Origin of the sequence: Pseudomonas sp. PS01297, from assembly GCF_029959305.1 — a bacterium.
In the GTDB taxonomy this organism is placed as follows: Bacteria; Pseudomonadota; Gammaproteobacteria; order Pseudomonadales; family Pseudomonadaceae; genus Aquipseudomonas; species Aquipseudomonas helleri.
In genome coordinates, this window is sequence record NZ_JASCPQ010000001.1 from 46956 (window position 1) to 72884 (window position 25929).

Genomic DNA, 25929 nt, shown 5'->3' on the forward strand with positions numbered 1-25929 from the left:
ACTTGAACCGATACTATTTTGCACTGCGCTGGCGTTCACCCGGCAGCGGCTGGTTTTGCTCGGTTAAACGCTGGACGGCAAGGCGCCGATAGTGTGATGGAGTCATGCCTTTGAGCTGCTGAAAACGCCGATTGAAGTTGGAAATATTGTTGAATCCGGACTCAAAACAGACGTCTGTGACGGCTTTTTCGCCATCGGTCAGCAACTCGCAGGATTTGCTGATGCGTAAACGGTTCACAAACTCGATAAAACAACGCCCGGTGGCCTGTTTGAACACCCGGGAGAAATAGGTCGGTTTCATGCCCATGTACGCAGCCACTTCTTCAAGGGTCAGCTCGCGGGCGTAGTGAGTAAAAATATAATCCACGGCGCGGTTGGTACGATCGATGGTCTGCTCGTCAGCCAAGTGCCCGGCCGTCACGCCAGACAACAACTGATAATCGTCGCAGTCGGCCAGCAACTGCAGCAGGATCAAAAAATGCCCCAGGCGGGTGGTGCCGGTGGCGTCAGCAATGGCCTGCATCAGGTCGACCGCCCGGCGAACGGTTTTTGCGCAACGAAACTCGATGCCGTACTGCGCCCGCTCAAGCATCGGGGTCAGGGCTTTCAGCTCGGTAAACACCGTGCTCGCGTTCTCGAGCATTTCATCGGTGAAGTTGACCAGCATGTCGCGCAGGGGCACCACTTCATCCTCGCCCACCTGGCTGATCCAGTTGTGGGGCAGGTTAGGCCCGGTCAGAAACAGTGTTTCAGGGTAAAAATTGCCGATATAGTCGCCGACAAACACTTTGCCGCTGCTGGCCATAATCAGGTGCAGCTCGTACTCCTTGTGGAAGTGCCAGCGGACCAAGGGGCAAGGGAAACCATGCTGGCGATAAATGATCGACAAGCCGTTATGGTCGTCCATCAGTTCGTAGGAAGGGTCGGTAGCTCTGGCGAGTCGCGTCATGATTTCGCGCTTATTCGGATTGTTATGGGGCGATCATGCCGCCTTATCTAAATTCCTACCAGCTACGGTTATTACTCCGTCGCAATTGAGGCGACGATCTGTACGCAAAGGGCCTGGTTCAATGAAAACACTGTTACTGATCGGCATCGGCGCGGGTGACCCGGAGCACATCACCGTTCAGGCGATTAACGCCCTTAACCGCGCATCGGTTTTTTTTGTGCTGGATAAGGGCCAGACCACTGAAGATCTGGTGCGTCTGCGCCTGGAAATTTGCGAGCGTTACATCCGCGAACCCGCCTACCGGGTGGTGCAGGTCAGTGATCCCCAACGTGACAGCTCGACGCCTTCGTACACCCAGGGCGTGGAAGACTGGCATGAGCAGCGCGCTGAGGTGTTCCAGCGTCTGATTGAAGATGAACTGGCCGAGGGCGAGTCCGGAGCGTTCCTGTTATGGGGAGAGCCGGGGTTGTATGACAGTACGTTGCGTATTCTGGAGCGAGTGCGGGCGAATGGCTGTATCGGCTTCGACTATGAAGTGATCCCCGGCATCAGCAGTGTGCAGGCATTGGCCGCACGCCATCGCGTGCCCTTGAACGGTATTGGCCAGCCGATTCGTATCACCACCGGGCGACGGCTGACCGCCGCAGACCTGGACAACGTGGTGGTGATGCTTGATGCCCACTGCGCGTTTCAAAGGTTTACCCAGGAAAACCTCGACATCTATTGGGGCGCTTACCTGGGCACCGCGGATGAAATCCTGATTGCCGGCAAGCTCGCCGACGTGTGCGAGCAGATCAAACACACCCGCGAAGTCGCGAGACAACGCAAAGGCTGGATCATGGACACCTACTTGCTGCGTCGGCGCCTTGCACCCGACTTATGAGGTGAGTGGCTTGGCGCTGTTTTTCGCCTCGATCCACTGCGACATGTATTGCGTACTTTTATGCTGGTGATGACGCAGCATGGCGCCGGTGAAGTTGTTGCGCCGATGCTGCTCAAGCCCGGCGCGGCACGCGTTGATCCGTTTCACCAGCGCCGGGCCATGGTCACTTTGCAGGTAGCGCGCCTGGAGCAGTGCCTGGCCGTTTTGCTGGGCGTGTTGCCAGGCCTGCAGGTTTTGATACAGCTCAACCGCGGCGGCAGCAATGGCACTGGCACTCTGTTCAATGGCTCCAGCCCACGGCATGTCACCGTGCATGCCTTCGGCGCCGATCGGGGTGGTTACGTTGGGGGTGCCGCAGAGCATGGCGTCGGCAATTTTGCCTTTGATCCCGGCGCCAAAGCGTAGCGGCGCGAGGCAGATGCGGGCGCTGCTCATTACCGCCAGCGCGTCTTCGGCCCAGTTCAACACGTGAAAACCTTGCTTGGGGTTATGCAAGGCCGTGGCTTTGGGCGGCGTGTAGGCACCATAGATATGCAACTGGGCATCGGGCAACTGCTGGCGGATCAGCGGCCAGACCTGAGTTTTCATCCATAGCACCGCGTCCCAGTTGGGCGCATGGCGAAAGTTGCCAATGCTTAAGAAGTGCTGGCGCTGCTCAAACGGCACGAACTCGGTCGGCACCTTGTCGACCATCAGCGGGCACCAGTGCAACAAGGCGGCGGGCACGTGGAATTGCTCGACCAGCAGATCAATCTCGTATTCGGAGATCATCAGGTTGAGGTCGCTGCGATAGATGGCGGCAATTTCTCGCTGCGCCAGATCGGCATCGGCCATGTGTTCGAAGGTCTGCACGGGCGAGGGCGCAAACAGGCGACTGAAGTCATCCTGCTCGGGATGATCTTTTAAGTGAGCCTTGAGTTGCAGGTGGCGAGCATCACGCAGGCTTTGCAGGTCTGAGGTTTCCAGCACCCGCAGGGCATTCGGACAGTGCTTTTCGACCCGCCAGCCGAACTGCTCCTCCATCATGAAGCGGTCAAACAACACGATATCCGGGGCCAGTTCACTGATAAAGGCATCAAAGCTGCTGTTGTTCAACTCGATAGCAACCTCAGCAATGCCCAAGGCCGCCAGATCTGCCTTGTGTTCGCCAATCCCGGCGGGGCTGCTGAAGGTGATGTGCCAGCCTTCCTGCAAGAAGCTCTCGATGATTTGCATCATATGCCCGCCTGCCGCCGAGGAGCGTGGCTCGGGCCACACGTAGCCAATGATCAGGACGTGGGTAGGGCGGGGTAACGACATGAGCAGATCCTTGGAGCGCGTGGAGGCTGAAAAAAGCCGCAATTGTCGCCCAGTCGGTTGTGTATGACCAACTCGATTGTGGGAGTGGACAACTACCTCAACATTGACCTGTTACAAAGCACTGCGTAGCCTTGCACTTTCGAGGTTCTTCGCAACGCGAAGCTAAGACGGGAACGCGGTATGCCGCGGCTGCCCCCGCAACTGTAAACGGTCAATAACCCTGCCAGGCCACTGCTGATTCAGCGGGAAGGCGCAGGGCAGAGGTCAGCCGCTGGCGGACTTCCAGCCGTAAGCCAGGAGACCTGCCTCGTACCAGATTCTTACTTCAACCGGGCGGGGTGATCCGGTGGCGAAGAGTAACCGCGCACACCGGGCGGTTCTCGTCCCGCATGCCCGCCGCTTTGCCAAAGGGCATCCGATGAAAACACTGGCCAAAACCCCCGTCACTATCGTTACCGGCTTTCTCGGGTCGGGCAAAACCACCTTGCTGCGCCATATGCTGGACAACGCTCAAGGTCGTCGCATTGCCGTGATCGTCAACGAATTCGGCGAGCTGGGCATCGACGGTGAAATCCTCAAGCAATGCTCCATCGGTTGCACCGAAGAAGAAGCCAACGGCCGCGTGTACGAACTGGCCAACGGCTGCCTGTGCTGCACCGTGCAGGAGGAGTTCTTCCCGGTCATGCGCGAACTGGTTGCCCGTCGCGGCGACATCGACCACATCCTCATCGAAACCTCGGGCCTGGCCCTGCCAAAGCCGTTGGTTCAAGCCTTCCAGTGGCCAGAAATCCGTAGCGCCTGCACCGTTGACGCGGTCATCACCGTGGTTGACAGCCCGGCCGTTGCCCGTGGCACCTTCGCCGCCTTCCCGGACCAGGTCGATGCACAGCGCAAACTCGATCCGAACCTGGACCACGAATCGCCATTGCACGAACTGTTTGCTGACCAACTGGCCAGCGCAGACCTGGTGATCCTTAACAAAACCGACCTGATCAACCCCGAAGACCTGGCCAAAGTCCGTGCCGAAGTCGCTGAAGAACTGCCACCGGCGGTAAAAATCATCGAAGCCAGCAGCGGTCGCTTGCCGCTGGACGTGCTCTTGGGCCTGGGTGCCGGCTCTGAAGACCATATCGACAGCCGCCACAGCCATCACGACCATCACCACGATGGCGATGATGACCACGACGATCACGACCACGACGCCTTTGACTCGATCTCCATCGAGCTGCCACAAGCAGAAGAGCGCCAGTTGCTGGATGCGCTCACCGAGCTGGTTGTCAAACACGACATCCTGCGCGTTAAAGGCTTTGCCGCCATTCCTGGCAAACCGATGCGCTTGCTGATTCAGGGCGTGGGCACGCGTTTTGACAAGCACTTCGACCGCGCTTGGGGCAGCGACGAAGCACGCACCACCAAACTGGTGCTGATCGGTCAGGACCTGGACGCAGCCTTGCTCGAGTCCACACTGCGTACAGCGTTGGGCGCTTAAGCCATGCATTTGCTCAGGACCCAGCCCGGTGGCTTTGTATCGGACGACAACATTGCCGACCTAGGCCAGACACCCGCCGAGCTGGTGATCCTGTGCAGCGGTGATTCAAGCCTGGCACTGCTCGCGGACGCCGCGCAGCAGTTGCCTGAAGATTATCCAAGCCTGCGTCTGGCTAACCCGATGCAGGTGCAAAACCACGGCTCGGTCGATCTGTATGTCGATCAGGTGCTGCAACACGCCAAAGTGATTCTGCTGTCATTGCACGGCGGGATTGGTTACTGGCGCTATGGCATCGAGCGGTTGATGCAGTTGGCCGAGCGCGGCGTGACTTTGATTCTGGTGCCGGGCGATGACCGTCCCGACCCGGAGCTCAGCGCGTTGTGCAACGTACCCGCCGAACACGCCGAGCGCCTGTGGCACTTTTTACGCCAGGGCGGCCGTGCTAACGCGCTGCAACTCTATCGTTGCCTGGCCAGCCTGTGGCTGGGGCGCGATTATCCATGGGGCGAGCCACAGACCTTGCCGCGTACGGCCATCTACCACCCGCAGCACGGCAGCGCCGAACTTGCCCACTGGCAAGCCGATTGGCAGGCCGGGCAGCCGGTAGCGGCGTTATTGTTCTATCGCTCGCACTTGCAGGCGGCCAATACCGCATTTGTCGATGTGTTTTGCCAGCGCTTACAGGCGGCCGGGCTTAACCCTTTGCCGATGGCGGTGGCCAGCCTTAAAGAGCCGGGCTGCCTGGCGGTGGTACAAGATCTGCTCGATGAGGTCGACGCCGGGGTCATCCTGAACACCACCGGTTTTGCCCAATCCAGCCCGGAAGCGCCGCATCTGCGGCCGTTCCGGCGCAATATCCCGGTGATCCAGGCGATTTGCGCTCAAGACAATGAGCCCGGCTGGCGCGACAGCGAGCAAGGCCTGGGCCCGCGGGACTTGGCGATGCACATTGCCTTGCCCGAGCTGGATGGGCGAATTATCAGCCGCCCCATCAGTTTCAAAGACCTGGCCTGGCGCAGTGAGCGCAGCCAGTCAGACGTGGTGTGCTACCGCGCACAGCCCGAGCGTATGGACTTTGTCGCCGAGCTGTCACGGCGCTGGGTCGAATTGGCCCGCGTACCCAACGCGCAAAAACGCATTGCCCTGATTCTGGCCAATTACCCGACCCGAGATGGTCGCATCGGCAATGGCGTGGGGCTTGATACCCCGGCGGCGGCGCTGAATATATTGCGCGCGTTACAGGCTCAGGGTTATCCGCTGCAAGACGACTTGCCCGCGTCGGGCACAGCGTTGATTCAAGCGCTATTGGGCGGGGTCAGTAACGATCTGGACAGCCTGGACCTGCGGCCCTGCCATCAGAGTCTGGGCCTGGATGAGTACTGGGCAATGTTCAATCAGTTGCCCGAAGCCAATCGCCAGGCCGTGAACGAGCGCTGGGGCACGCCGCACAACGATCCGATGTTTCGCAGTGGCCGCATGATGATTGCCGGGCTGCGTTTTGGTTTGACCTTTGTCGGCATTCAGCCTGCCCGTGGTTATCAGGTGGACGCCAGCGCGGTGTATCACGACCCGGATCTGGTGCCGCCGCACGGGTATCTGGCGTTCTACTTCTGGTTGCGCCACACCTATGGCGCCCATGCCGTGGTGCACGTGGGCAAACACGGCAACCTGGAATGGTTGCCGGGCAAAGGCGTCGGCCTGTCCGAGCACTGCTGGCCGGATGCGATACTCGGCCCGCTGCCCAATGTTTACCCGTTTATCGTCAACGATCCGGGCGAGGGCGCACAGGCCAAGCGGCGCACCCAGGCGGTGATCATCGACCACCTGATGCCGCCGCTGACCCGCGCCGAAACCTACGGCCCGCTGCGTGATCTGGAACTGCTGGCCGATGAATATTACGAGGCGCAGTTGCTCGACCCGCGCCGCGCCCGTGAATTGCAGGGCGATATTCTCAAGCTGGTGCGCGACACCCACATTGATCGCGAGCTGCAACTGGACGACAACCTCGACAGCGACGCCGATGCGGCTATTTGGTTGCCGCGTCTGGACACCTATTTGTGCGACCTCAAAGAGTCGCAAATCCGCGACGGGCTGCATATTTTCGGCGAATCCCCGGCCGGGCGGCTGCGTATCGACACCTTGCTGGCGTTGCTGCGCATCCCCCGTGGCGATGGTCGTGGCGCCCAATCAAGCCTGTTGCGCGCATTGGCCAAAGCCTTTGAACTGGGTTTCGACCCGCTGGACTGTGCGCTGGCCGAACCCTGGACCCAGCGTCAGCCACCTGAGCTGCAAGCCGTCAGCGAGGCGCTGTGGCGCACCGCAGGCGACACCCGTGAGCGTCTTGAGCTGTACGCCGCACAGTTAATCGAGCAAGCGCTGGACGGCTGCTTGCAGTTGCCGGGCAGTGAGCAATGGGCTGAAGTGCGCTCGATTTTTGATGCTTTGCTGGATGTTGTCGCACCGCGTCTGGACGCGTGTGGGCCGGCAGAGATGCAAGGTTTGCTGGATGCCCTGAACGGGCGTTTTGTACCAGCGGGACCCAGTGGCGCGCCGAGTCGCGGGCGTCTGGATGTACTGCCCACCGGGCGTAACTTTTTTTCAGTCGATGTGCGCAACCTGCCCACGACCACTGCGTGGCGGATTGGCTTTCAGTCAGCCAACCTGATTCTTGAACGTCACCTGCAAGACCATGGCGATCACTTGCGGCAACTGGGGTTGTCAGTGTGGGGCACGGCGACCATGCGCACGGGCGGCGATGACATCGCCCAGGCCATGGCGCTGATGGGCGTGCGCCCGGTCTGGGCCACGGGCAGTCAGCGCGTCGATGACTTCGAGATTTTGCCGGTCAGCTTGCTCGACCGGCCTCGGGTAGACGTGACCTTGCGGGTCTCAGGGTTCTTCAGGGACGCCTTTGCCAACCTGATCCGCCTGTTTGATGCGGCGGTACAGGCGGTGGCTGCGCTGGATGAACCGGATGACCTCAACCCGCTGGCGGCCAAAGTGCGCAGCGAACGCGAACAGCTTGAACGGGACGGCCTGGCGCCGGAACTTGCCGCGCGGCAGGCGGGCTGGCGCATTTTTGGTGCCAAGCCGGGTGCCTATGGCGCTGGCGTGCAAAACGCGATTGACGGGCGTCTGTGGCAAAGCCGCGAAGACCTGGCCGAGGTTTACCTCAACTGGGGCGGCTACGCCTATGGTGGCGCCGATGAAGGCACCGCTGCTCGCGGGCAGTTTGCCCAGCGCTTGAGCCAGGTGCAGGCGGTGGTACAGAACCAGGACAACCGCGAGCATGACTTGCTCGATTCCAACGACTATTACCAGTTCCAGGGCGGCATGCTGGCGGCCGTCGAGAGCCTGAGCGGTACGACGGCCGCCAGTTACCATGGCGATCACAGCCAGCCGGACTTGCCGAAAGTACGCACTCTCAAGGAAGAGTTGAATCGGGTGATTCGTTCCCGTGCCGCGAATCCAAAGTGGATCGAAGGGGTAAAGCGTCACGGCTACAAAGGTGCGTTCGAGATGGCAGCGACGCTCGACAACCTGTTCGCGTTTGACGCGACCACCCAATTGATCGACGACCACCAGTACGCGTTGCTCGCAGATGCCTATTTGCTCGACCCGAACACCCGTGATTTCGTCCAGCAACACAACCCGCATGCCTTGCGCGACATGACCGAACGCCTGCTGGAAGCCCAGCAGCGCGGGCTCTGGAGCGAACCGGGCGACTACCGCGAGGCGCTGGAAAACCTGTTGCTGGACATTGAAGAAGACTGACTTTTGAAAGGGCTCAACCCATGACGGACACCCCGCATTTCCCGCTGTCGGCGGTGGTTGGCGCGGATTCATTGAAACTGGCGCTGTGCCTGACGGCGATTGACCCGAAAATCGGCGGTGTGTTGATCGAAGGCCCGCGTGGCATGGCCAAATCAACCTTGGCCCGCGGCCTGGCGGATGTGCTGGCCAGCGGGCCATTTGTCACCTTGCCGCTGGGCGCCACCGAAGAGCGGCTGGTGGGCACCCTTGATCTGGACGCTGCACTGGGCCTAGGCAAGGCGCAGTTTTCACCCGGCGTGTTGGCCAAGGCTGATGGCGGCGTGCTGTATGTCGATGAAGTCAATCTGCTGGCCGATCATCTGGTGGACGTGCTCTTGGACGTTGCGGCCAGCGGCATCAATGTGGTGGAGCGTGACGGCATTTCCCATCGTCACCCGGCGCGCTTTGTGCTGATCGGCACCATGAACCCCGAAGAAGGTGAACTACGCCCGCAATTGCTCGACCGTTTTGGCCTGAACGTGGCCATGAACGGGCAGCCGCAGCCGGCTGAACGCAGTGAAATCATCCGTCGCCGGCTGGCCTTTGACAGCGACCCGCAGGGTTTCTGCGCGCACTGGGAACAGGCACAAGAGACTTTGCGCCAGCGCTGCCAGCAGGCCCGCAAGAGTTTGCAGGGCATTGCACTGGACGATGACTCGCTGGCCATTATTACTGAACGCTGCTTCGCTGCAGGCGTGGATGGCATGCGCGCCGACCTGGTCTGGCTGCGTGCCGCGAGGGCGCATGCCGCATGGCGGGGGGCAACGGCAATCAGCCTCGAAGACATTGATGCCGTGGCCGAGTTCGCCTTGCGCCATCGTCGCCGCGAACAGCCGCCACAAGCGCCAACCCCCGAGCAGCCTCAGTCTCAGGATAAGTCGGCGGGAAGCTCCAGCCGTTCAGGCCAAGGCCAGTGGGGTGAAATGCCTGCGCAGCCGCAAGCCATGGGCGCTCGACGTGAAGTGCCGAGCTGGCCAAAAAAGCCTTAGGCATTCGCCCTCGTACAACGGCGGGGGTGGATGCCAAACCTCAGTCGGGCACCCTTGAGCAAGGTCGGCAGGGCGCCAGTCGCCGTGCTGACAGCGGCGCCATTGATTGGCTGCAAACACTGTTGCGAGGCCGTCCACAGAATCGCAACGATCTGGCTTTTAAAAGCCGTAAAAGTGCTGCGCAGGAACTGTGGCTGGTGGTCATTGATGCCTCGGCTTCAACCCGTCGGCACCAGGCGCTGGGCGATGCCAAAGGTTTGTTGGCGCAACTGTTTGAAGATGCCTACCACCAACGTGCCCGAATTGCCGTGATGACGGCCAGTGGCAACACACCACAGTGGCACGTCAGCGGTGCCAAGGCTTCAAAAGCGCTGGATAACTGGTTGCAGAGTCTGGGGGCAGGTGGCGGCACACCGTTGCTGGAAGCGTTGCAAGAGGTATCGCGCTGGCTTGAAGTGCGTCGCAAGCAGTTGCCGCAAGAGCAACAGCGCTTTTTGCTGATCACCGACGGGCGTTTAAAAGAAGGGCCGGCGTTACCGAAGCTGGACTGTCCGGGGGTATTGATTGATATCGAGCGAGGCCCGATTCGTCTGGGGCGTGCTGAGCAGATGGCAGCGCAGTTGCAGATCGATTACCTGCATATCGACGCGTAACCGACTGCCTCGCGATCGTTTAAAAAATCAAAAGATCGCGAGGCAAGCTCGCTCCTACAAGTAGGGCGGTTGTTAAGCCGGCATTACCCAAGGTTGCAGTGCGTAGCCTTCGTCGCTCAATTCGGTACGGGCCTGGGCCAGCAGGTTTTTCAGCTGGGTGGCGTCAGACAACGCGCTCAGCGAGATTTGTTTGCGGCCAATACGGGTGTTGGTGCGGTCAATAACTGTCAGGCTCAATTCGCCTTGGCCATCGGGCGCTGCCCAGGCAACGCACTGGAAAGGTTCAAAGGCGTGGCCGGCAATCAAAAGTGCTTCGTTGAAACGGAGCGGGGCGTTCATAGGGTCTTCTCTCATGTGTGCCCATCAAATGATTAACCGTCGGCTGGGCGTACCGTTCGGTTGGTTACTTGTACTGATGTCCTGAGACCTGCTTCGGGTCACACACGCGTGTCACTTTTTTTAATTTTTTTTTACCTCATTGATTTAAATCAATTCTGAAAGGCTGCCTGCATCCGCTTAAATGGCTGTTGCAACGGCATGATGTCACTTTGGCTTGGCAAAGTTTAATTGGCTATTAGCGTTATAAGGAAACGGTACAAGTCACCGCCAATCCAGTTGCTAACGTTATGCTCACCCATATCAACACTTTGTTTCTACGACTCTTTTTACTCAATGGCGCGAGGGATTAGCCATGCTTGGGATGTCATCACCTCGGCGTCTGTTAGTAGTAGACCCTTTCGAAGATTGTCACCAGTTATTACCAGGGCTTCAGAGTGTCGGCTGGTCGGTGGACAGTTGCAGCCTGGAGTCAGTGATTGATCGGACCTGTGACGTCGGTTTGTTTCGCTTGCTGCCTGAGCACCTGGAGCGGCCCGATCCGCTCAAGGAAATGATCAACCGCAGTGGTACGCAATGGATTGCAGTCGTCAGCCCAGAGGTGTTGAAGCTTAAAAATGTCGGCGACTTTGTCTGTGAGTGGTTCTTTGATTTCCATACCTTGCCTTTTGATGTGCCACGGGTTGAGGTGACGCTCGGTCGTGCATTCGGCATGGCTCGGTTGCGTGATCATGTGGTCAACCTTGTCGATACCGAGGGGCATGAACTACTGGGTGATAGCCGCAGCTTGCGCGAATTGCGCAAACTGCTCGGCAAATTTGCCCCCACCGAATCGCCGATCCTGATCCGGGGTGAAAGCGGTACTGGCAAAGAGCTGGTTGCGCGAACGTTGCATCATCAGTCCCTGCGTCACGACAAGCCGTTTGTGGCGATCAATTGCGGGGCAATTCCCGAACATTTGATTCAATCCGAGTTGTTTGGTCACGAAAAGGGCGCATTTACCGGCGCTCACCAACGCAAGATCGGGCGTATCGAGGCGGCCAACGGTGGCACGCTATTCCTCGATGAAATCGGTGACCTGCCGCTGGAATTGCAAGCCAACCTCTTGCGGTTTTTGCAGGAAAAACACATTGAACGGGTCGGTGGCGGCGAACTGATCGCCGTCGATGTCCGGGTTTTGGCGGCCACCCATGTCAACCTTGAAGCGGCGATCCAGTCTGGCCGTTTTCGCGAGGACCTGTACTACCGCCTCAATGTGTTACAGGTCTCTACCGTCCCGTTGCGTGAATTGCATGGTGACCTGAGCCTGCTGGCCAATCACTTTGCCCGCTTTTACAGCCAGGAGACTGGCCGGCGCCCGCGCTCGTTCAGTGAGGGCGCCCTGATCGCGATGGGCAATCATGCCTGGCCGGGCAATGTTCGCGAACTGGCCAACCGTGTCCGTCGCGGCCTGGTGCTGGCTGAAGGCCGACAAATCGAAGCGGCTGACCTGGGCCTCGAGTCCCACACCACGACTCAGCAAGTCATGGAGACCCTTGAAGACTATAAACATCGGGCTGAACGGCAGGCACTGTGTGATGTGTTGCATCGCCACTCGAATAACCTGAGCGTTGCGGCCAAAGTGCTCGGTGTGTCCCGGCCTACTTTTTATCGGTTGTTGCACAAGCACCAAATTCGTTAGGACGCGGTGGTTGTGCGGCAGCGGCCATCAGTGCGGCGAGGGCATAAACCAAAGGCTTGAGAGCATCAGCGGATTTCATTGCAGACTCCGAACTTTATTCACCAGACCAACGTGTTTCGTGTTCTTGTTGATTTAAACGGTAAGCAGAACAGAGCAATACCTGTGCCGTTGTTAAACAACTCTTTCAAAACAGTAAGTTGCAAGAACTTATTTGGCGGTAACGCAGCCCAGTGTTTCAGATATGAGTCGGATTAAGTGTTAACGCCAGTATTGGCAAAGCAATGATGTATCAACCTCTTTACAGTTTTGCTTAAAAGCCTTAAGCCCCAGTGTTATAAGGCGTTAAGCCCCGGCGAGTGTTTCAGCGGGTTTACGCGAGTAAACGCTGTACGGCCGCAAAGGCCTGTTGCTGCCGAGTATTCCAATCACCGGTCAGAACTTGCAGCGGTTGCTGGTGCTGTTCGAGCCATTGCCGGCTGGCGTTGAAAAAAGCTTTGCGTTCGGCCAGCAGCGGTTGGCAACGCTGACCGTCTTGCGTCCATTCGACGTCGTCGGGTGACAGCAGCAAATGCAGGTCGTAGTGACGGCTGAGCAACTGCGGCTCCAGCCAGTCCGGGCAGTCGCCAAACAACGTTTGGCTCCAGAGTATGTTGCTCAACAAGTGAGTATCCAGAATCAACAATTCAGGTTGCCTGGCTCGGGCCTGATCTTCCTGGTCGAGTTGCCCGCGAGCGATGGTCGGAATGTCGGCCAGGCAGGTATCACGCGGGTTCTGTTCAATGAAGTAGCGCACATATTCGCCCACCAACACGCCACCAAAATGAGCCTGTAACTGCGCCGCGAGCCAGCTTTTGCCGCTGGATTCCGGACCTGCCAAAACCACGACCTTCATGTGCGCAGCACCATCACCAGCCCTGACATTGGCAACCCTTGGTTGAGAGATAAAGCCGGGAATTGTACCCGCAGTCATCGCATCTATGTGAATCCCTGCACATTACAGCTCTGCACACAGTCAGGGCAGTCAGCAGTGAGCCGTCGAAGAAGCTTTAAATGCTGTAAGCGTACTTATATGGATACAAAACGCGCCCTTATTAGTCATGAGGCATGGAACCTGATCTCTACACTTTTTAATTATTGTGCCGTTCAGGACAACACCTTATGTCTGCTTCTTTACACCAACACACCCCATCGCTGATAGCGCTCGACCCACGCGGGCTGAGTATTCGCCAAGTGGCTTATTACCGCCAAAACGCTCAGGAGGCGGTGCAGGCGCGGACTAACCGACACGTCTTCAGCCCTATCGGCGTGCTCAAGGAGCAGTGGGATCCGCGCTTATCAGCCCTGCATGAAAACGACACGAGTGTCAGGCCCAACCAACGCATGAGTTACTCACTGTCGGGCCGACTGCTGTTGAGTGACAGCGTCGACCAAGGGCAGGGGATCAGTTGGCTGGGCAGTTCTGGCCAGGTGATCCGGCGCTGGGACTCACGCGGCGCTTGCCAAACGTTCGAATACGATCATTTGTTACGCCTGACCGGGGTAGCTGAGCAAGCCAGTGACGAAAGCGTCCCCGTGTTTGTCGAGCAGTTGACCTACGGGTCGTCAACTCGCGGCGAGGCCATGCGCAACCGTTGTGGCCGACTGATCAACCATGTCGACCCGGCAGGTGATGTGCGCTTTGAGTCTTACGATGTACTTGGCCAACTGTCGAAGCAAATACGCCGCTTCAGTGACGAGCAGCAGGACAGCGCAGGGCATGCCAGTACCTGGCGTTATCAGGCCTCAGGTGAACTTGCCGAGCAGGTTGATGCCAAGGGCAATCTTCAGCGTACGGGCTATGCCGTGGATGGCTTGCTGACCGGCGTGAGCGTTACGCTTGCCCGCGGCAGCGCCCAAACCCTGGTTGAACAAAGGGTATACAGCGCATCCGGGCAAGTGCTGAGTGAGCGCGCGGGTAATGGCGTCGTCAGCGCGCTTGAGTACAACGCACTTGATCAGCGCCTGCAGCGTTTGCGCTGCTATCGGTCAGGCAAGGCCGAAGAGCCATTGCAAGACTTGAGCTACACCTATGACCGTGTTGGCAATGTGTTGAGCGTGAGGGACGCGGCGCAGCCGGTGCAGTGGTTTGACAACACACGGACCGAGGCGCAGAACACCTACCGCTATGACAGCCTTTACCGACTGATCGAGGCCACGGGCCGTGAGAGTACCCGCGCTGCCAGCGGGCCGGGCCTGTTGGATGCGGTGCCTTTTGGCTCGACCCAGGCCAATCTGTGCCGTCACTACCGGCAAAGCTACCGCTACGATGCCAGCGGCAATCTGAGCGCCCTGCGACACCTGCCTGCCCAGGCCACGGGTTACACCCGGCAGATGAGCATCGCCACCCACAGCAACCACGGAGTGGAGCAAGTTCCGGCCGGTTTGGCACCGGGGTTGGGCAGCGGGTTTGATAAAAATGGTAACCAGTTGGCACTGCAGCCGGGGCAGACACTCAGCTGGAATGTGCGCAATCAGTTGCAGCGTGTCATCCAGGTCGTGCGCCCTGACGGTGAGGACGATGACGAAACCTATCGCTATGACAGCAGTGGGCAGCGAGTGTTGAAAATCCGCCGTAGCGTGGCCAAAAATCAGAGCCACCGCAGCGAAGTACGCTACCTGCCCGGTCTTGAAATCCGCCATAACAGCGCTACCGGCGAGTGGCTGAACACCGTTATCGTCTCAGGCGCACTGCACAGCATCCGGATCTTGCAGTGGGAACAAGGTCGCCCTGAGGGCATTGAAAATCAGCAAATACGCTTTGGCCTTTCGGATAACCTGGGCAGCAGTACGCTGGAGCTGGATGGCAGCGCGCGGGTACTGAGTCAGGAAACCTATTACCCCTATGGCGGCACCGCTTGGTGGGCGGCAAAAAGCGCGGTTGAAGCGTCGTATAAAACCATTCGTTACTCAGGCAAAGAGCGCGATGCCAGCGGCCTGTATTACTACGGGTATCGCTACTATGCGCCATGGCTGGGGCGCTGGATCAATGCCGATCCAGGCGCAGACATCGATGGTTTAAACCTGTACGCAATGGCACGTGGCAACCCCGTCAGTTATGTCGACAGCCAAGGGATGGCGTCGAAGAAAGTGGCCTTAGGGGTCCCGACCAGTCGCTTTTCGCAGCTTCGCGGCGCAGCCTCACGCTTCTCTGAGCGTATTCGTCCGGCTTTGCAGGCGGCAAGCTCGGCGGCCATCCGCGACTCATTGGCAACTTACGCAAGCAACGCGCTTGGGGTGGGGGTCGATCTGCTGCTGTTTGCAGGCAGGCAACCGACGCGTCTCTTGAATAACGTTCTGAGGCAAGCCGTCGCGGTGCTGGATGGGCTGGCTCTAGGGCACATGGCCACTGGATTATTGGGCAATTGGACTCTCTTGAGCCCGATAGCAGGTGTCGCAGCATTCGCGGCTGCTGACAGAGGGTTTGCCAGCATGAACGATGCCGGCGCCGTGGACCTTGATCAGGAATGGGACCTTGTAGCCCGACAGCGCTTGATAGGGCACGTACGGGCGTTCTCCAGGGAGGTCGGACAACAAGTTGTGCGCGGTCTGGGTACGACTGTGTCATGGGGGCAAACTCCGCTGGCGGCACGCGCCCCCAGAACACTGATGGCAGCCGCGGCTTATGGCTTGGCCACGGTGCCCAATGCGATTTACAGCGGTTCAATTCCCGGATCTTTAATCCCCAATGTAGGGCCCCTTATTGAGGCTTACGATGCCGCGGCAGGCAGTGCCATACGGGCTGGACAAGCAACTTCTGTATACGACGCTCATGTAGACGCCATTCAACTGCCTGACCTTGCGGCCACTGGCCACGGCGGGTTAAGCCGAATGTTCAATCAAGCGTGGGGGTATTGGTCGGGGGCGGGCATTGAGGCCATTGCCGCTTATGTCACTGGCCAGCCCGCTTCCGGGCAAAGCTCGCGGGCCCGATTCTGGGTCGCTGCGGCACGTGGAGTGGCGACGGCGCTCACAGAGTTTCGTGGTCTTTTGGTGCTAACCGCAAGACAGGGTTACACCCGTATATCAAACCTGTGGCGCACGACTGCGCGCTGAATCACGATGTTTCGGCTATCAAGAGCTGCGTTGAGGTCGATCGCCATCCTGCCGATCGACCTCAGGGCAAGCGTGATCAGGACAAGAATCCGCCATCCACATTCAACGACACACCCGTGGTGTAGCTGGACGCATCGCTGGCCAAATACAGCACTGCACCGGCCATTTCGCTCGGGTTGGCCACGCGCTTGAGCGGGATCTGTTGCAGTGCGCCTTTGAGAATGGCGTCGTTCTTGACCAGTGCCGAGGCGAACTTGGTATCGGTCAGGCCCGGCAGCAGCGCATTGCAGCGGATGCCGAAACCCGCGCATTCCTTGGCAAAGACTTTGGTCATGTTGATAACCGCAGCTTTGGTCATCGAATAAATGCCCTGAAATGGCCCCGGCGAGACACCGTTGATCGAGGCCACGTTGATGATGCTGCCGCCGCCGTGTTCGCGCATGAGCTTGCCGGCTTCTACCGACATAAAGAAGTAGCCACGAATGTTCACGTCCACGGTTTTCTGGAACGCGCCCAAATCCGTGTCCAGGACGTTACCAAATTGCGGGTTGGTCGCGGCGTTGTTGACCAGAATATCGAGGCGGCCAAACTCCTCGCGAATACGTGCAAAGGTCTGACTGATTTGCTCCATCTCACCAATATGGCAGGCCATGGCTGTCGCAGCGCCGCCATTGGCAATAATCGCTTCAGCCACCGGCTGGCAACCTTCGAGCTTGCGGCTCGAGACAATCACATGGGCACCTTGCTGGGCCAGCAGCTTGGAGATGGCTTCACCAATGCCGCGACTGGCGCCGGAAACAAAAGCGATTTTGCCGTCAAGGTCGAACAATTGAGTCTTGGACATGCTGATTCCCTGTTATCGCGGGCTTAAAGGCTGGACTGGCGGATGACCTTGAGGCTCATCTGCTCAAGCAGTGCGTTCATATGTACGAACGGTGCAAAGCGTTTGTCCTGGGTCTGACCGTGGTAATAGCGGTAGTAAATTTGCTGAACGATACCGGCCAGACGAAACAGCCCGTAGGTGTAGTAAAAGTCGTAATTATCGATCTTAATTCCTGACCGTTCGCCGTAATAGTCGACGAACTCGCGGCGGGTCAACATGCCGGGGGCATTGCTGGGCTGGCGGCGCATCAGTTGCACCGGTGCCGGGTCATCAGCTTCGATCCAGTAAGCGAGGGTATTGCCCAAATCCATCAACGGGTCGCCAATGGTCGTCAGTTCCCAGTCCAGCACGCCGATGATCTGCATCGGGTTATCTGGATCAAGGATGACGTTGTCGAAGCGATAGTCGTTATGAACAATTGCAGGCGTCGGATGGTCGGCGGGCATCTTGGCGTCAAGCCACGCCTTGACCTCTTCCCAGAGCGGAGCATCGGGGGTCAGGGCTTTCTCATAGCGATCACTCCAGCCCGAGATCTGGCGCTGTACATACCCTTCTGGCTTGCCCAGTTCGCCCAGACCGCAAGCGGTGTAATCAACCCGATGCAGCTCGACCAATTTGTCGATAAAGCTCTTGCACAGGGTCCGGGTGTCATCGGCACTAAACGTCAGTTCGCTGGGCAGGTCTGAGCGCAAAATGATGCCCTTGACCCGTTCCATCACATAGAACTCGGAACCGATCAGGCTGGTATCGGTGCAATGGGCATAGGCTTTGGGGCAGTACGGGAACGCGTCCTTAAGCTGGTTGAGAATGCGGAATTCTCGGCCCATATCGTGAGCCGACTTGGCTTTATGGCCGAACGGCGGGCGGCGAAGCACCAACTCAACGTCCGGGTACTCAATCAAGTAGGTCAGGTTGGAGGCCCCACCCGGAAACTGGCTAATTGCCGGTTGCCCCGAAAGCCCCGAAATATGAGCTTTGAGGTAAGGATCAATCTGGCCGGCGTCGAGTTCTTCGCCAGAACGGATACGGGTAGATGAGTCGGTAAGCGTCATGTTTATCTCTTCTGCTTATATTTGTGACCTGACAACATTCGCTAATCTAATGCGCCGTAACGCCAAGCACAGCCTTAATAGGTAGGCGTGTTAATGAATAATCAGTGCCCTTGATTGGCATTGAGTGAAGCACAGCTAAAAAAAAACCGAAGCACGGGGCTTCGGTTTTCAGGATGTTGCGTGTGGCTTACGACGGGAACAGTTCGCTCAGCTTCATGGCCAGCATCATGTCGCCTTCAGCGCGCAGCTTGCCGCCCATGAATGCTTGCATGCCGTCGGTTTCGCCGCTGACGATGCCTTCCAGGGTTTCGCCGTCCATCACCAGAGTCACTTGTGCGTCCGGGTTTTCGCCTTCCAGCAATTCGCACGTGCTGTCTTTGACTACCAGCGAGAAGTGCTTGTCTTCATCAATGCGAAAACCGAATACCAGGTCCAGGCCGGCAGCAGCGGCTGGGTTGAATTTGGCTTTCATTGCTTGAACGGCATCAGCTACAGAAGTCATGGTTCGATCCTTTTAGGGTGGGTTACGGCGACCCGCAGGTCGCGGTTGCCAGCGCTCATCGGTAGGTGATCAGCGATGGCGTCTTCAACAACTGCAAATGCACATGGTTGTTAAAGGAAGCCAGGGTTACCTCACGGCCACGGTACTTGAGTTGGCTGAGTGAGGTATTGACGATTTGCCAGGTCAGCTTGAAGGCTTCGCTGGCAGGAATTTGGGTCAACAGGTGGAGCAGGGCAGTGATGCTGCCGCCGGAAGTGAACACGGCAATGTTTTGTTTATGCCCGGCGTGGTCAAGCACGCGATTGAGGCCGCCTTGTACGCGCTCGACAAAGGCCAGCCAGCTTTCGAACTGCGGGGTGTCATAGGTACCGCTGATCCAGCGCGCAATAATCAGATCAAAGATGCGCTGAAACTCTTCTGGCTGTTCAGCTGCATTTTTCAGCGTGTGCAGGGCGTTCGGTTCTTGCGGCAAAATGCCTGGCAGCAGGGCATCGAGAATCCCGAACGCATCAAACTCATTAAACGCCGGGTCTATTTCCAGTGCGGGCGTGGGTAAGCCGGCGGCAGTGAACTGGGCGAGGGCATGTTCTGCGGTGTGTTGCTGGCGCAGTAGATCACCCGACAGGCAGCGATCAAAGCGTATCCCCAAGTCAACCAGATGCTGACCTGTGATTTGCGCCTGACGTACACCCAGCGGCGACAGCACGTCGTAGTCGTCTGCACCGAATGAGGCCTGCCCATGTCGAATCAAATAGATGATGCCCACGTCCGCTTCCCGGCACGTTGAAAGTCTGGCGAGGTTAGGAGGATGCCGGGAGCCTGTCAATAAAAAAACATACGCTTGTTTGAATTGTCTGTAAGCACCGTCGACAAGGTGTTTCGCGGCTGGCAGCCCCGGTATCACGTCGGTATGCTGGGCAGCATTACGTGGCCCTGTCCCGAGGGCTGCAAGCGTTTGTAAGGAGAGGTTGTGGAATTTCTTGCCGAATACGCCAGTTTTTTGGCTAAAACCGTCACCTTGTTGGTTGCCATTCTGGTACTCCTGGTGACCCTGGCAGCATTGCGTGGTAGAGGTCGCAAGACTGCCGGGCAATTGCAAGTCAGCAAGATGAACGAGTTCTATAAAGGCCTGCGCGACAAGCTCGAGCAATCACTGTTGTCCAAGGATCAACTCAAGTCGTTGCGCAAGCAGCAGGCCAAAGTCGATAAAAAGCAGAAGAAACAACCGGAAGAAAAGCCGCGGGTCTTCGTACTGGACTTTGAAGGCGATATCAAAGCCTCGGCAACCGAGAGCCTGCGTCATGAAATTACGGCATTGCTGACACTGGCCACACCGGCTGACGAAGTGGTTTTGCGTCTGGAAAGCGGCGGTGGCATGGTCCATAGCTACGGTTTGGCCTCATCGCAGCTGGCACGTATTCGTCAGGCCGGCATCCCGCTGACGATCTGCATCGACAAAGTGGCCGCCAGCGGCGGTTACATGATGGCGTGTATAGGGCAAAAAATTATCAGCTCGCCGTTCGCGATTTTAGGTTCTATCGGGGTGGTGGCGCAGTTACCAAACGTCAACCGCTTGCTTAAAAAGCACGACATTGATTACGAAGTACTCACCGCTGGCGAGTACAAGCGCACGTTAACGGTATTCGGTGAGAACACCGAAAAAGGCCGTGAAAAGTTCCAGCAGGACCTGGATATCACTCATCAATTGTTCAAGAACTTCGTGGCTCAGTACCGCCCGCAGTTGGAGATTGATCAGATTGCTACCGGGGAAGTCTGGCTGGGTGTGGCCGCGGTGGAAAAGTTGCTGGTTGATGAGTTGAAAACCAGCGATGAATACTTGTCTGAGCGTGCCAAACAAGCGCAGCTGTTTCACTTGCATTATGTCCAGCGCAAAAGCTTGCAAGAGCGAGTAGGGCTCGCTGCCAGCCACTCAGCTGAGCGGGTCGCTGATTCGTTGTGGAGCCGTTTGACCCAACAGCGTTTCTGGTAACTAGCTTCTCGGTTGCGGTTTTATTACCGCAACCGGGGGTTTGTTAAATGTGCGTTATTTATGTAGTGGTTTCCTTCGAATTGCAGTTGCATTCAAGTAGTTAGTTATCAGTTATCCCATTAAATTTTTACGTGCTCTGCCTATAAGCTGAAGTGATTACTTCAGATGCAGGCTAATGCCATGACAGACGCACGTGATTTATCCGAACGTTCTCCCGCGCAAGAAACACCGCTGACACCCAGCCAATGGGGCGATGTTGAAGTGCAGCACCCCCATCAGGATTTAATTGCGCAGCAAATACCTGCGTGGTTCAAGGACGCATCGGTGTTGATGCGCGATACATTACGCAAGTCCATGCTTGAGTGGCATGCGACACAAATCGAGATCGCCAAAGTTTTTGCAGGCATCAAGCCGATAGAACAGTTTGCTGAGCCTTTGTTAAAGGCCGCCCTGGTGGCTAATGGCTGGACGACCATCAACCCGAAGACTCATGGTTTTAAACAGGTCCGCTTGTTAAGTCATGCAGTATTGTTTATCTCGAATCAGCAAACCAGGCTGATTGATAGCTTGGCCAAGTTGGTGTTGCCGGAGTCATTAATTCCCGCCTCGCTGGAAGTCAATCTTGTTTCCAGCACCAGCCACCATGATCTGCTGCAGGCTGCTTTGCAAAATTTCGAGAGCGCAGAAACAATGATGGGCGGATTCGATCCAGGCACGACAATCTATACGGTTCAAAACAGCGAAATTGTCGATTTACCGGTATACGAACCTCATGAATTTGCTCGTATTTGCCGAGAGCTCAATCTGGGGGAAAAATATCAGTCCCATTTGGACAGCATTTTTATGCCGGCGGATAGCAAATATGCGTTAACGGATCAACGTTCTAAGGGGTTTCAACTAAGGTCGTCGTTTGTTTTAAATAAGCGTCATGAGTTTGTAACGGAATTGCAGGTGGCTTATATGAAAAGCCATTTGACGGTTGAAAACTATAATTTTATCCAGGCGACACTGCTGAACTATAATGTCGCTTCACAAACAATACCCAATCTTCACAGCACACTCAAACTCATGGGTTTTGAAGTCGCAGGGGTGATGATCATATGGCCCGAAAAACGCCCTGCGGATCAACCTCAACGCTGTATCGTGTACCTGCCGCAAGCACCGCAACGCACTTTTTACGAATTTGACAATATTGATAAATTCAAGGTTGAGTTGCGTGAGTGGCTGACACAACGCGAGTTCGCTGGCTACTTTGTGAAGTGGGTGCCTCTGCGTTACCGCGCCGAATTCATCAGAAGAACAGACCTCAAAAAAGTCGCTTGGGATTCTCTGTTACTTCGTCGACCTCCTATTATTTATGAGCCTGCGATCTTCAATGAAAGTGAGTTGATTGCGCAGTTGAGCAACCCCTTTGAAAAGTCCTGGGAGTTACAACTGGCGCAAATTAAAGATGACGCTCGCCTGTTGGTCATACCGACAGCAGACGAAGACAGCAAATCTCGGCTTGAACGTCAGACAGCCTTGTGGAACGCAGGGTTGAGTGCCCTGACGCTGGCATTGGGGTTTGTGCCTGTCGTGGGCGAATTCATGTTGCTGTTTGGAGTCGTTCAGTTAGGGGCCGATATCTTCGAAGGTATTGAAGCGTGGGAACAAAACGACAAAGTGGCTGCGCTTGAACACCTGTTTGACGTGGCGCAGAACCTTTCATTGGTCGCCGTGCCAGGTGTTGCGAAGTCATTGAGCTCATCCCCCGTGGTCAATCGACTGACTAAAATTACCCGCAGTAATGGTCAGAAACGTTTGTGGAAAGCTGATCTGAAGCTCTATGAGCGTCGTTCTGAAATCTTGACTGGGCTCACGCCTGATGCTCAAGGCCTCTACCATTTGGATGGCGTGCAATACCTCCAACTTGAGCAGCAGGTCTATCAAGTGCAGGGGGATGCCAGTGCGGGGCAGATGACGATTGTTCCGGTGCATAACCCGGACGCTTACAGCCCCATCCTTAGACATAACGGCAGCGGTGCCTGGACTCACGAGTTTGATGCGCCGATGCAATGGTCGCGTTTGCAGCTATTCAAGCGTCTGGGACCGGATACCGAGCTGTTATCCAACGCAACCGCCGAACTCATTCTGTCGCTGAGCGGTACCACTGAGGGGGAATTGCGCACAATGTATATCGATATCTTGCCGAGGCCGCCTTTGTTAGCTGATTGCATCAAGCGTGTGCGATTGAGTGAGCAAATTGAGTACATTTCGTCACAGATGCAGAAGGGGGTGCATGCCACTTCAGACTTCGCGTCGATGCAACTGGAACTTTTGCCCCAGTTGTCCGGCTGGCCAAAAGACCACGGCCTGAGAGTCGTTGACTTAGCGCGAGGAACTTTCAAGGACTACGGTGTGAGCCCTGAACGGACATATTCCAGAACACAGATCAGTCAGACGCGGATTGATAGAGGCGAGTTGCTCAAAAACACGCTAGAGACGCTCTCGCAGGCTCAGATCGAAGCGTTGCTGGGGGAGTCCGTAACAGGGGTACAGGCGCAAACGTTAGCACTGGCCCGCAAATTGGGCAGTCTGGCACAGTCAAGCAAGCGCACACTTGCTTTAAGCCTTTATGCGGTCGACAAAGCTCTTGAGCCCACGCTTAAAAATATGAGCAAGCAATTTCCAAGCTTGCCGGTAAATGTGCTTGAAGAGTTGATCAGTCATCTGACGCAGGATGAGCTGTCTGCGCTCACCTACCGTGCTCACATACCTCTACGTGCTGCCGAGGAGGCGCGTATCTATGCGCAAAGGCTGCGTTTAAATCGAGCTTTTGAGGGGATTTTTTGCGAAGCCTTGAGCAGCGCTGACAGCCAAACGTTGGCTTGGAACACAATCGCGAAATTGCCAGGTTGGCCGAAGAAGGTGACTATTTCAGTGCGCGACGGATTAAACAACGAGCAGTTAAGTGTCATTGAAGGCGAGGCAGGCTCATCAAGGCGTGAAATTTTTAAAAAGGGCGAGCTCTATGAGTTTTCCGGCACAAGCGCAGGACAGCCCTTTACCAGTCCGGACTTGACGGCGTGCGTGTTTAAGTCGCTGACTGACAACGAGCGCAAAGGGCTGAACTCAGGCGCAACCCTGTCCTATTCAGACTTCATGTCACGGATTGCCACACTGGCAGCTCAGCAACGTAACCAATCGGCCAGAGTATTGGGCATGCAACAGATAATGCCCTGGTTTAAATCTCCGATGCGCTTGGCCGATGGGCGAGTGGGTTATACGTTAGGAGGTCGATCCGGGCATGTGCTCGATTCAAGTAAACCGTTGGCATTAAAAGAGTTGGTTCAAGATCTTTACCCAAATATGTCGGAAACCCAGATTGGGCATTATTTGTATGGCCTGCAGCAAACCCCGATTCAAGCTGCTGCTGAATTGGTGAGACTCAAAGCCGAGCTGGACCTGCTGCGCAAGACGCTACAGGACTGGGCAGAGGCCAACGCCTGGAGCTATCCGTCCAGGGGGCAACGCACCTTGGTGCCTGTTCAAACCAAACGAGCCATGAGTCGGGCGCTTATTCGGGCCTGGCGCAGATTGAGCACGCCGGTCAGTATGGAAGGGATCGCAGGCTACGAACTGGATCTCAACGGCTGGCCGGTGGATGCCTTGCCGCCTCTGGAGGCGGATTTTCGGCATATTCTCTCGTTGCATCTGTCCAACACCACGAGCACCGTACCCGCGAGTTTTTTAGATAAGTTTACTGAACTGCGCCATCTTTCCCTCAACACCACCCAGTTGACTGAGCTTCCGGCCTCTATTGCCGCCATGCCAGAGCTGACACATTTGAATCTGCGCAATAATCAAATTGTATTGACCTCTGATAGTGCCGATATTTTGTCGGCGAAGACAAAACTCAAGTCACTGGTGCTGACCGGTAATCCATTGGGTCGAAGTTTTTCTGTGCAGCAGATGCCAAATCTTCAGCATTTGATGCTGCGTTACACCGGGTTGAGCCAATGGCCAACAGGCATAGAAACACTTGAAAACTTGCTGATGTTGGACCTGCGTAACAACGCTATCAGTTTTATTCCGAGTGCCATTTTGACCGAGTCGATGGCCTCGGTTAATCGTGTCACTTCTCTGCATGACAACCCTTTGACTCCTGACTCAATCAGACGTTTAGGTCTTTACCGCGACAGCCAGCAGATTACTTTGGGCATGGCAGATTTGCGCCAACATGTGTCACGAATAAAAGGAATCAAGCATTGGGTTGTTGAGCCTACTGCTGAGCAAAGCAGTGTGTGGAACGCTTTGCTGCGTGAGCCCGGTGCCGGTTTTTTTTTCGCGGTCATTGAAGATCTGAGTACGTCATCGCAATTTTCCAACGCGCGGGTGGATTTGACTCTGCGTGTCTGGACGCTGTTAAAAGCCGCCAACGACAGTACCCAATTGCGCAGTCGTCTATTTTCTCTGGCTGGGCACTTAAGTACCTGTGGTGACGGCATTGCAATGGTGTTTGCTGAGCTGGAGCTGGAACATCTGGTTTTTCTGGCGGAGCACTCGGAGCAAGGTGAGAGCGCAATGCTCAAGCTGGCGCGCGGGTTGTTCCGTATCGAAGTGCTCAACAAGCATGTGCTGAGCATTATCAAGGCGCGGATCGATGCCATTCATGCCACGCAGAGCGAGTACGTGCAGCAACTGCAAGAATTGGTTGATGCGACAAATCCGGATTTGGCTCCGATGCCGTTGGCCGAGATGCCGGCGGTAGAGCAGCAGGGGGTTGCCTATAGCCTGGAGAGTGCAGAGGGTATGAGACTGGCAGAGCTACTAAGCCCTGGGAGTGTACAGCGGCAGATACAACGTCTTGACCCGTTGGAGATCCAGATGTTTTATCACGTTCATCTGGCCAGCCCGCTGGAGTTACCCGCACGGCCTACCAGCATGCGCTTTGGCAACATTGCCAACGTATCTGCAGCGGATCTCGACATTGCAAAGCGTTATGTGCTTGATCAAGAGCAAGTGCCGGCGCTGGTACAGTCAATTTCCGGGCAAGGATTCTGGAGTGATTACTTGCAGAAAAAAACACCAGAGTCGTTCACAGACGTAATGAGTAAGTATCAAGAGATGCTGGATGAGGTGTACTCAAAGCGAGCTAAGCTCAGCAGTGATGAATACCGGCAAGAGGCTGAAAGGGTGGGCAAAGAGCGCAAACAGGCCATTGCGGACGTTATAGCGCAACTGACCCAAATGGAATTGGAGGGTAAAGTTGTGCCAGCGCAGGCTGTTCCGGGCGAAACACAATCACCAGACATTTAAGCGCTGCGTAAACAGCCCTG

At 56.6% G+C, this 25929-nt stretch carries 17 protein-coding genes and 1 riboswitch; of the genes, 9 read left to right on the forward strand and 8 right to left on the reverse strand.

The window, feature by feature from the left end; translation table 11 throughout:
* Positions 1 to 13: 13 nt before the first annotated feature.
* Positions 14 to 949 (reverse strand): AraC family transcriptional regulator, encoded by a 936-nt coding sequence (locus tag QMX84_RS00200; protein ID WP_278938867.1) that lies wholly within the window; start codon positions 947 to 949, stop codon positions 14 to 16.
* A gap of 121 nt (positions 950 to 1070) precedes the next feature.
* Here QMX84_RS00200 and cobF point away from each other — a divergent pair, with 121 nt between their 5' ends.
* Positions 1071 to 1832, forward strand: a complete 762-nt coding sequence (cobF, locus tag QMX84_RS00205) for a precorrin-6A synthase (deacetylating) (RefSeq protein ID WP_262125855.1) — start codon at positions 1071 to 1073, stop codon at positions 1830 to 1832.
* Here cobF and QMX84_RS00210 read toward each other — a convergent pair.
* Positions 1827 to 3131 (reverse strand): glycosyltransferase, encoded by a 1305-nt coding sequence (locus tag QMX84_RS00210; RefSeq protein WP_282362784.1) that lies wholly within the window; start codon positions 3129 to 3131, stop codon positions 1827 to 1829. The two genes, cobF and QMX84_RS00210, sit on opposite strands and share 6 nt — an antisense overlap.
* A gap of 125 nt (positions 3132 to 3256) precedes the next feature.
* A riboswitch (cobalamin riboswitch) is annotated at positions 3257 to 3456 on the forward strand.
* A gap of 93 nt (positions 3457 to 3549) precedes the next feature.
* Between QMX84_RS00210 and cobW the strand changes: the two genes are divergently transcribed.
* From cobW to QMX84_RS00230, 4 genes are all read left to right on the forward strand, one after another.
* Positions 3550 to 4620 (forward strand): cobalamin biosynthesis protein CobW, encoded by a 1071-nt coding sequence (gene cobW / locus QMX84_RS00215; protein ID WP_153335926.1) that lies wholly within the window; start codon positions 3550 to 3552, stop codon positions 4618 to 4620.
* A 3-nt stretch (positions 4621 to 4623) separates the two neighbouring features.
* The gene (gene cobN / locus QMX84_RS00220) at positions 4624 to 8394 is read left to right on the forward strand and encodes a cobaltochelatase subunit CobN (protein WP_282362785.1); all 3771 of its coding nucleotides are present in this window, start codon (positions 4624 to 4626) and stop codon (positions 8392 to 8394) included.
* A gap of 20 nt (positions 8395 to 8414) precedes the next feature.
* Positions 8415 to 9422, forward strand: coding sequence for an AAA family ATPase (locus QMX84_RS00225; protein ID WP_282362786.1), 1008 nt, complete (start codon positions 8415 to 8417; stop codon positions 9420 to 9422).
* A gap of 110 nt (positions 9423 to 9532) precedes the next feature.
* Positions 9533 to 10075, forward strand: a complete 543-nt coding sequence (locus QMX84_RS00230; RefSeq protein WP_282362875.1) for a VWA domain-containing protein — start codon at positions 9533 to 9535, stop codon at positions 10073 to 10075.
* Positions 10076 to 10147: 72 nt separating this feature from the next.
* Here the strand turns inward: QMX84_RS00230 and QMX84_RS00235 are convergent, their stop codons facing one another.
* Positions 10148 to 10414 (reverse strand): hypothetical protein, encoded by a 267-nt coding sequence (locus tag QMX84_RS00235; RefSeq protein WP_153335391.1) that lies wholly within the window; start codon positions 10412 to 10414, stop codon positions 10148 to 10150.
* A 352-nt stretch (positions 10415 to 10766) separates the two neighbouring features.
* Between QMX84_RS00235 and QMX84_RS00240 the strand changes: the two genes are divergently transcribed.
* Positions 10767 to 12092, forward strand: coding sequence for a sigma-54 dependent transcriptional regulator (locus QMX84_RS00240; RefSeq protein ID WP_282362787.1), 1326 nt, complete (start codon positions 10767 to 10769; stop codon positions 12090 to 12092).
* Positions 12093 to 12462: 370 nt separating this feature from the next.
* Here QMX84_RS00240 and QMX84_RS00245 read toward each other — a convergent pair whose 3' ends face one another.
* Positions 12463 to 12984: an AAA family ATPase gene (locus QMX84_RS00245; RefSeq protein ID WP_262125859.1), complete on the reverse strand. Its 522-nt coding sequence runs from the start codon at positions 12982 to 12984 to the stop codon at positions 12463 to 12465.
* Positions 12985 to 13250: 266 nt separating this feature from the next.
* Between QMX84_RS00245 and QMX84_RS00250 the strand changes: the two genes are divergently transcribed.
* Positions 13251 to 16184: an RHS repeat-associated core domain-containing protein gene (locus QMX84_RS00250; protein ID WP_282362788.1), complete on the forward strand. Its 2934-nt coding sequence runs from the start codon at positions 13251 to 13253 to the stop codon at positions 16182 to 16184.
* 76 nt (positions 16185 to 16260) lie between these two features.
* Here QMX84_RS00250 and QMX84_RS00255 read toward each other — a convergent pair whose 3' ends face one another.
* The 4 genes from QMX84_RS00255 to QMX84_RS00270 form a co-directional block, all read right to left on the reverse strand.
* Positions 16261 to 17028, reverse strand: coding sequence for an SDR family oxidoreductase (locus QMX84_RS00255; RefSeq protein ID WP_262125861.1), 768 nt, complete (start codon positions 17026 to 17028; stop codon positions 16261 to 16263).
* Positions 17029 to 17051: 23 nt separating this feature from the next.
* Positions 17052 to 18119 carry a phosphotransferase family protein gene (locus QMX84_RS00260; protein WP_282362789.1) on the reverse strand — a complete coding sequence of 356 codons (1068 nt, stop codon included), beginning with the start codon at positions 18117 to 18119 and terminating at the stop codon, positions 17052 to 17054.
* Positions 18120 to 18306: 187 nt separating this feature from the next.
* A complete protein-coding gene (locus QMX84_RS00265) occupies positions 18307 to 18621 on the reverse strand; it encodes an SCP2 sterol-binding domain-containing protein (RefSeq protein WP_123749121.1) in 315 nt (104 codons plus the stop codon).
* Positions 18622 to 18676: 55 nt separating this feature from the next.
* On the reverse strand, positions 18677 to 19387 hold the full coding sequence (locus tag QMX84_RS00270; RefSeq protein WP_262125863.1) for a histidine phosphatase family protein: 711 nt from the start codon (positions 19385 to 19387) through the stop codon (positions 18677 to 18679).
* A 204-nt stretch (positions 19388 to 19591) separates the two neighbouring features.
* On the opposite strand from QMX84_RS00270, the gene sohB reads away from it, so the two are divergent.
* Both sohB and QMX84_RS00280 read left to right on the forward strand, forming a co-directional pair.
* Positions 19592 to 20611: a protease SohB gene (sohB, locus tag QMX84_RS00275; RefSeq protein WP_262125864.1), complete on the forward strand. Its 1020-nt coding sequence runs from the start codon at positions 19592 to 19594 to the stop codon at positions 20609 to 20611.
* A gap of 180 nt (positions 20612 to 20791) precedes the next feature.
* Positions 20792 to 25909 (forward strand): NEL-type E3 ubiquitin ligase domain-containing protein, encoded by a 5118-nt coding sequence (locus QMX84_RS00280; RefSeq protein WP_282362790.1) that lies wholly within the window; start codon positions 20792 to 20794, stop codon positions 25907 to 25909.
* Positions 25910 to 25929: the final 20 nt, after the last annotated feature.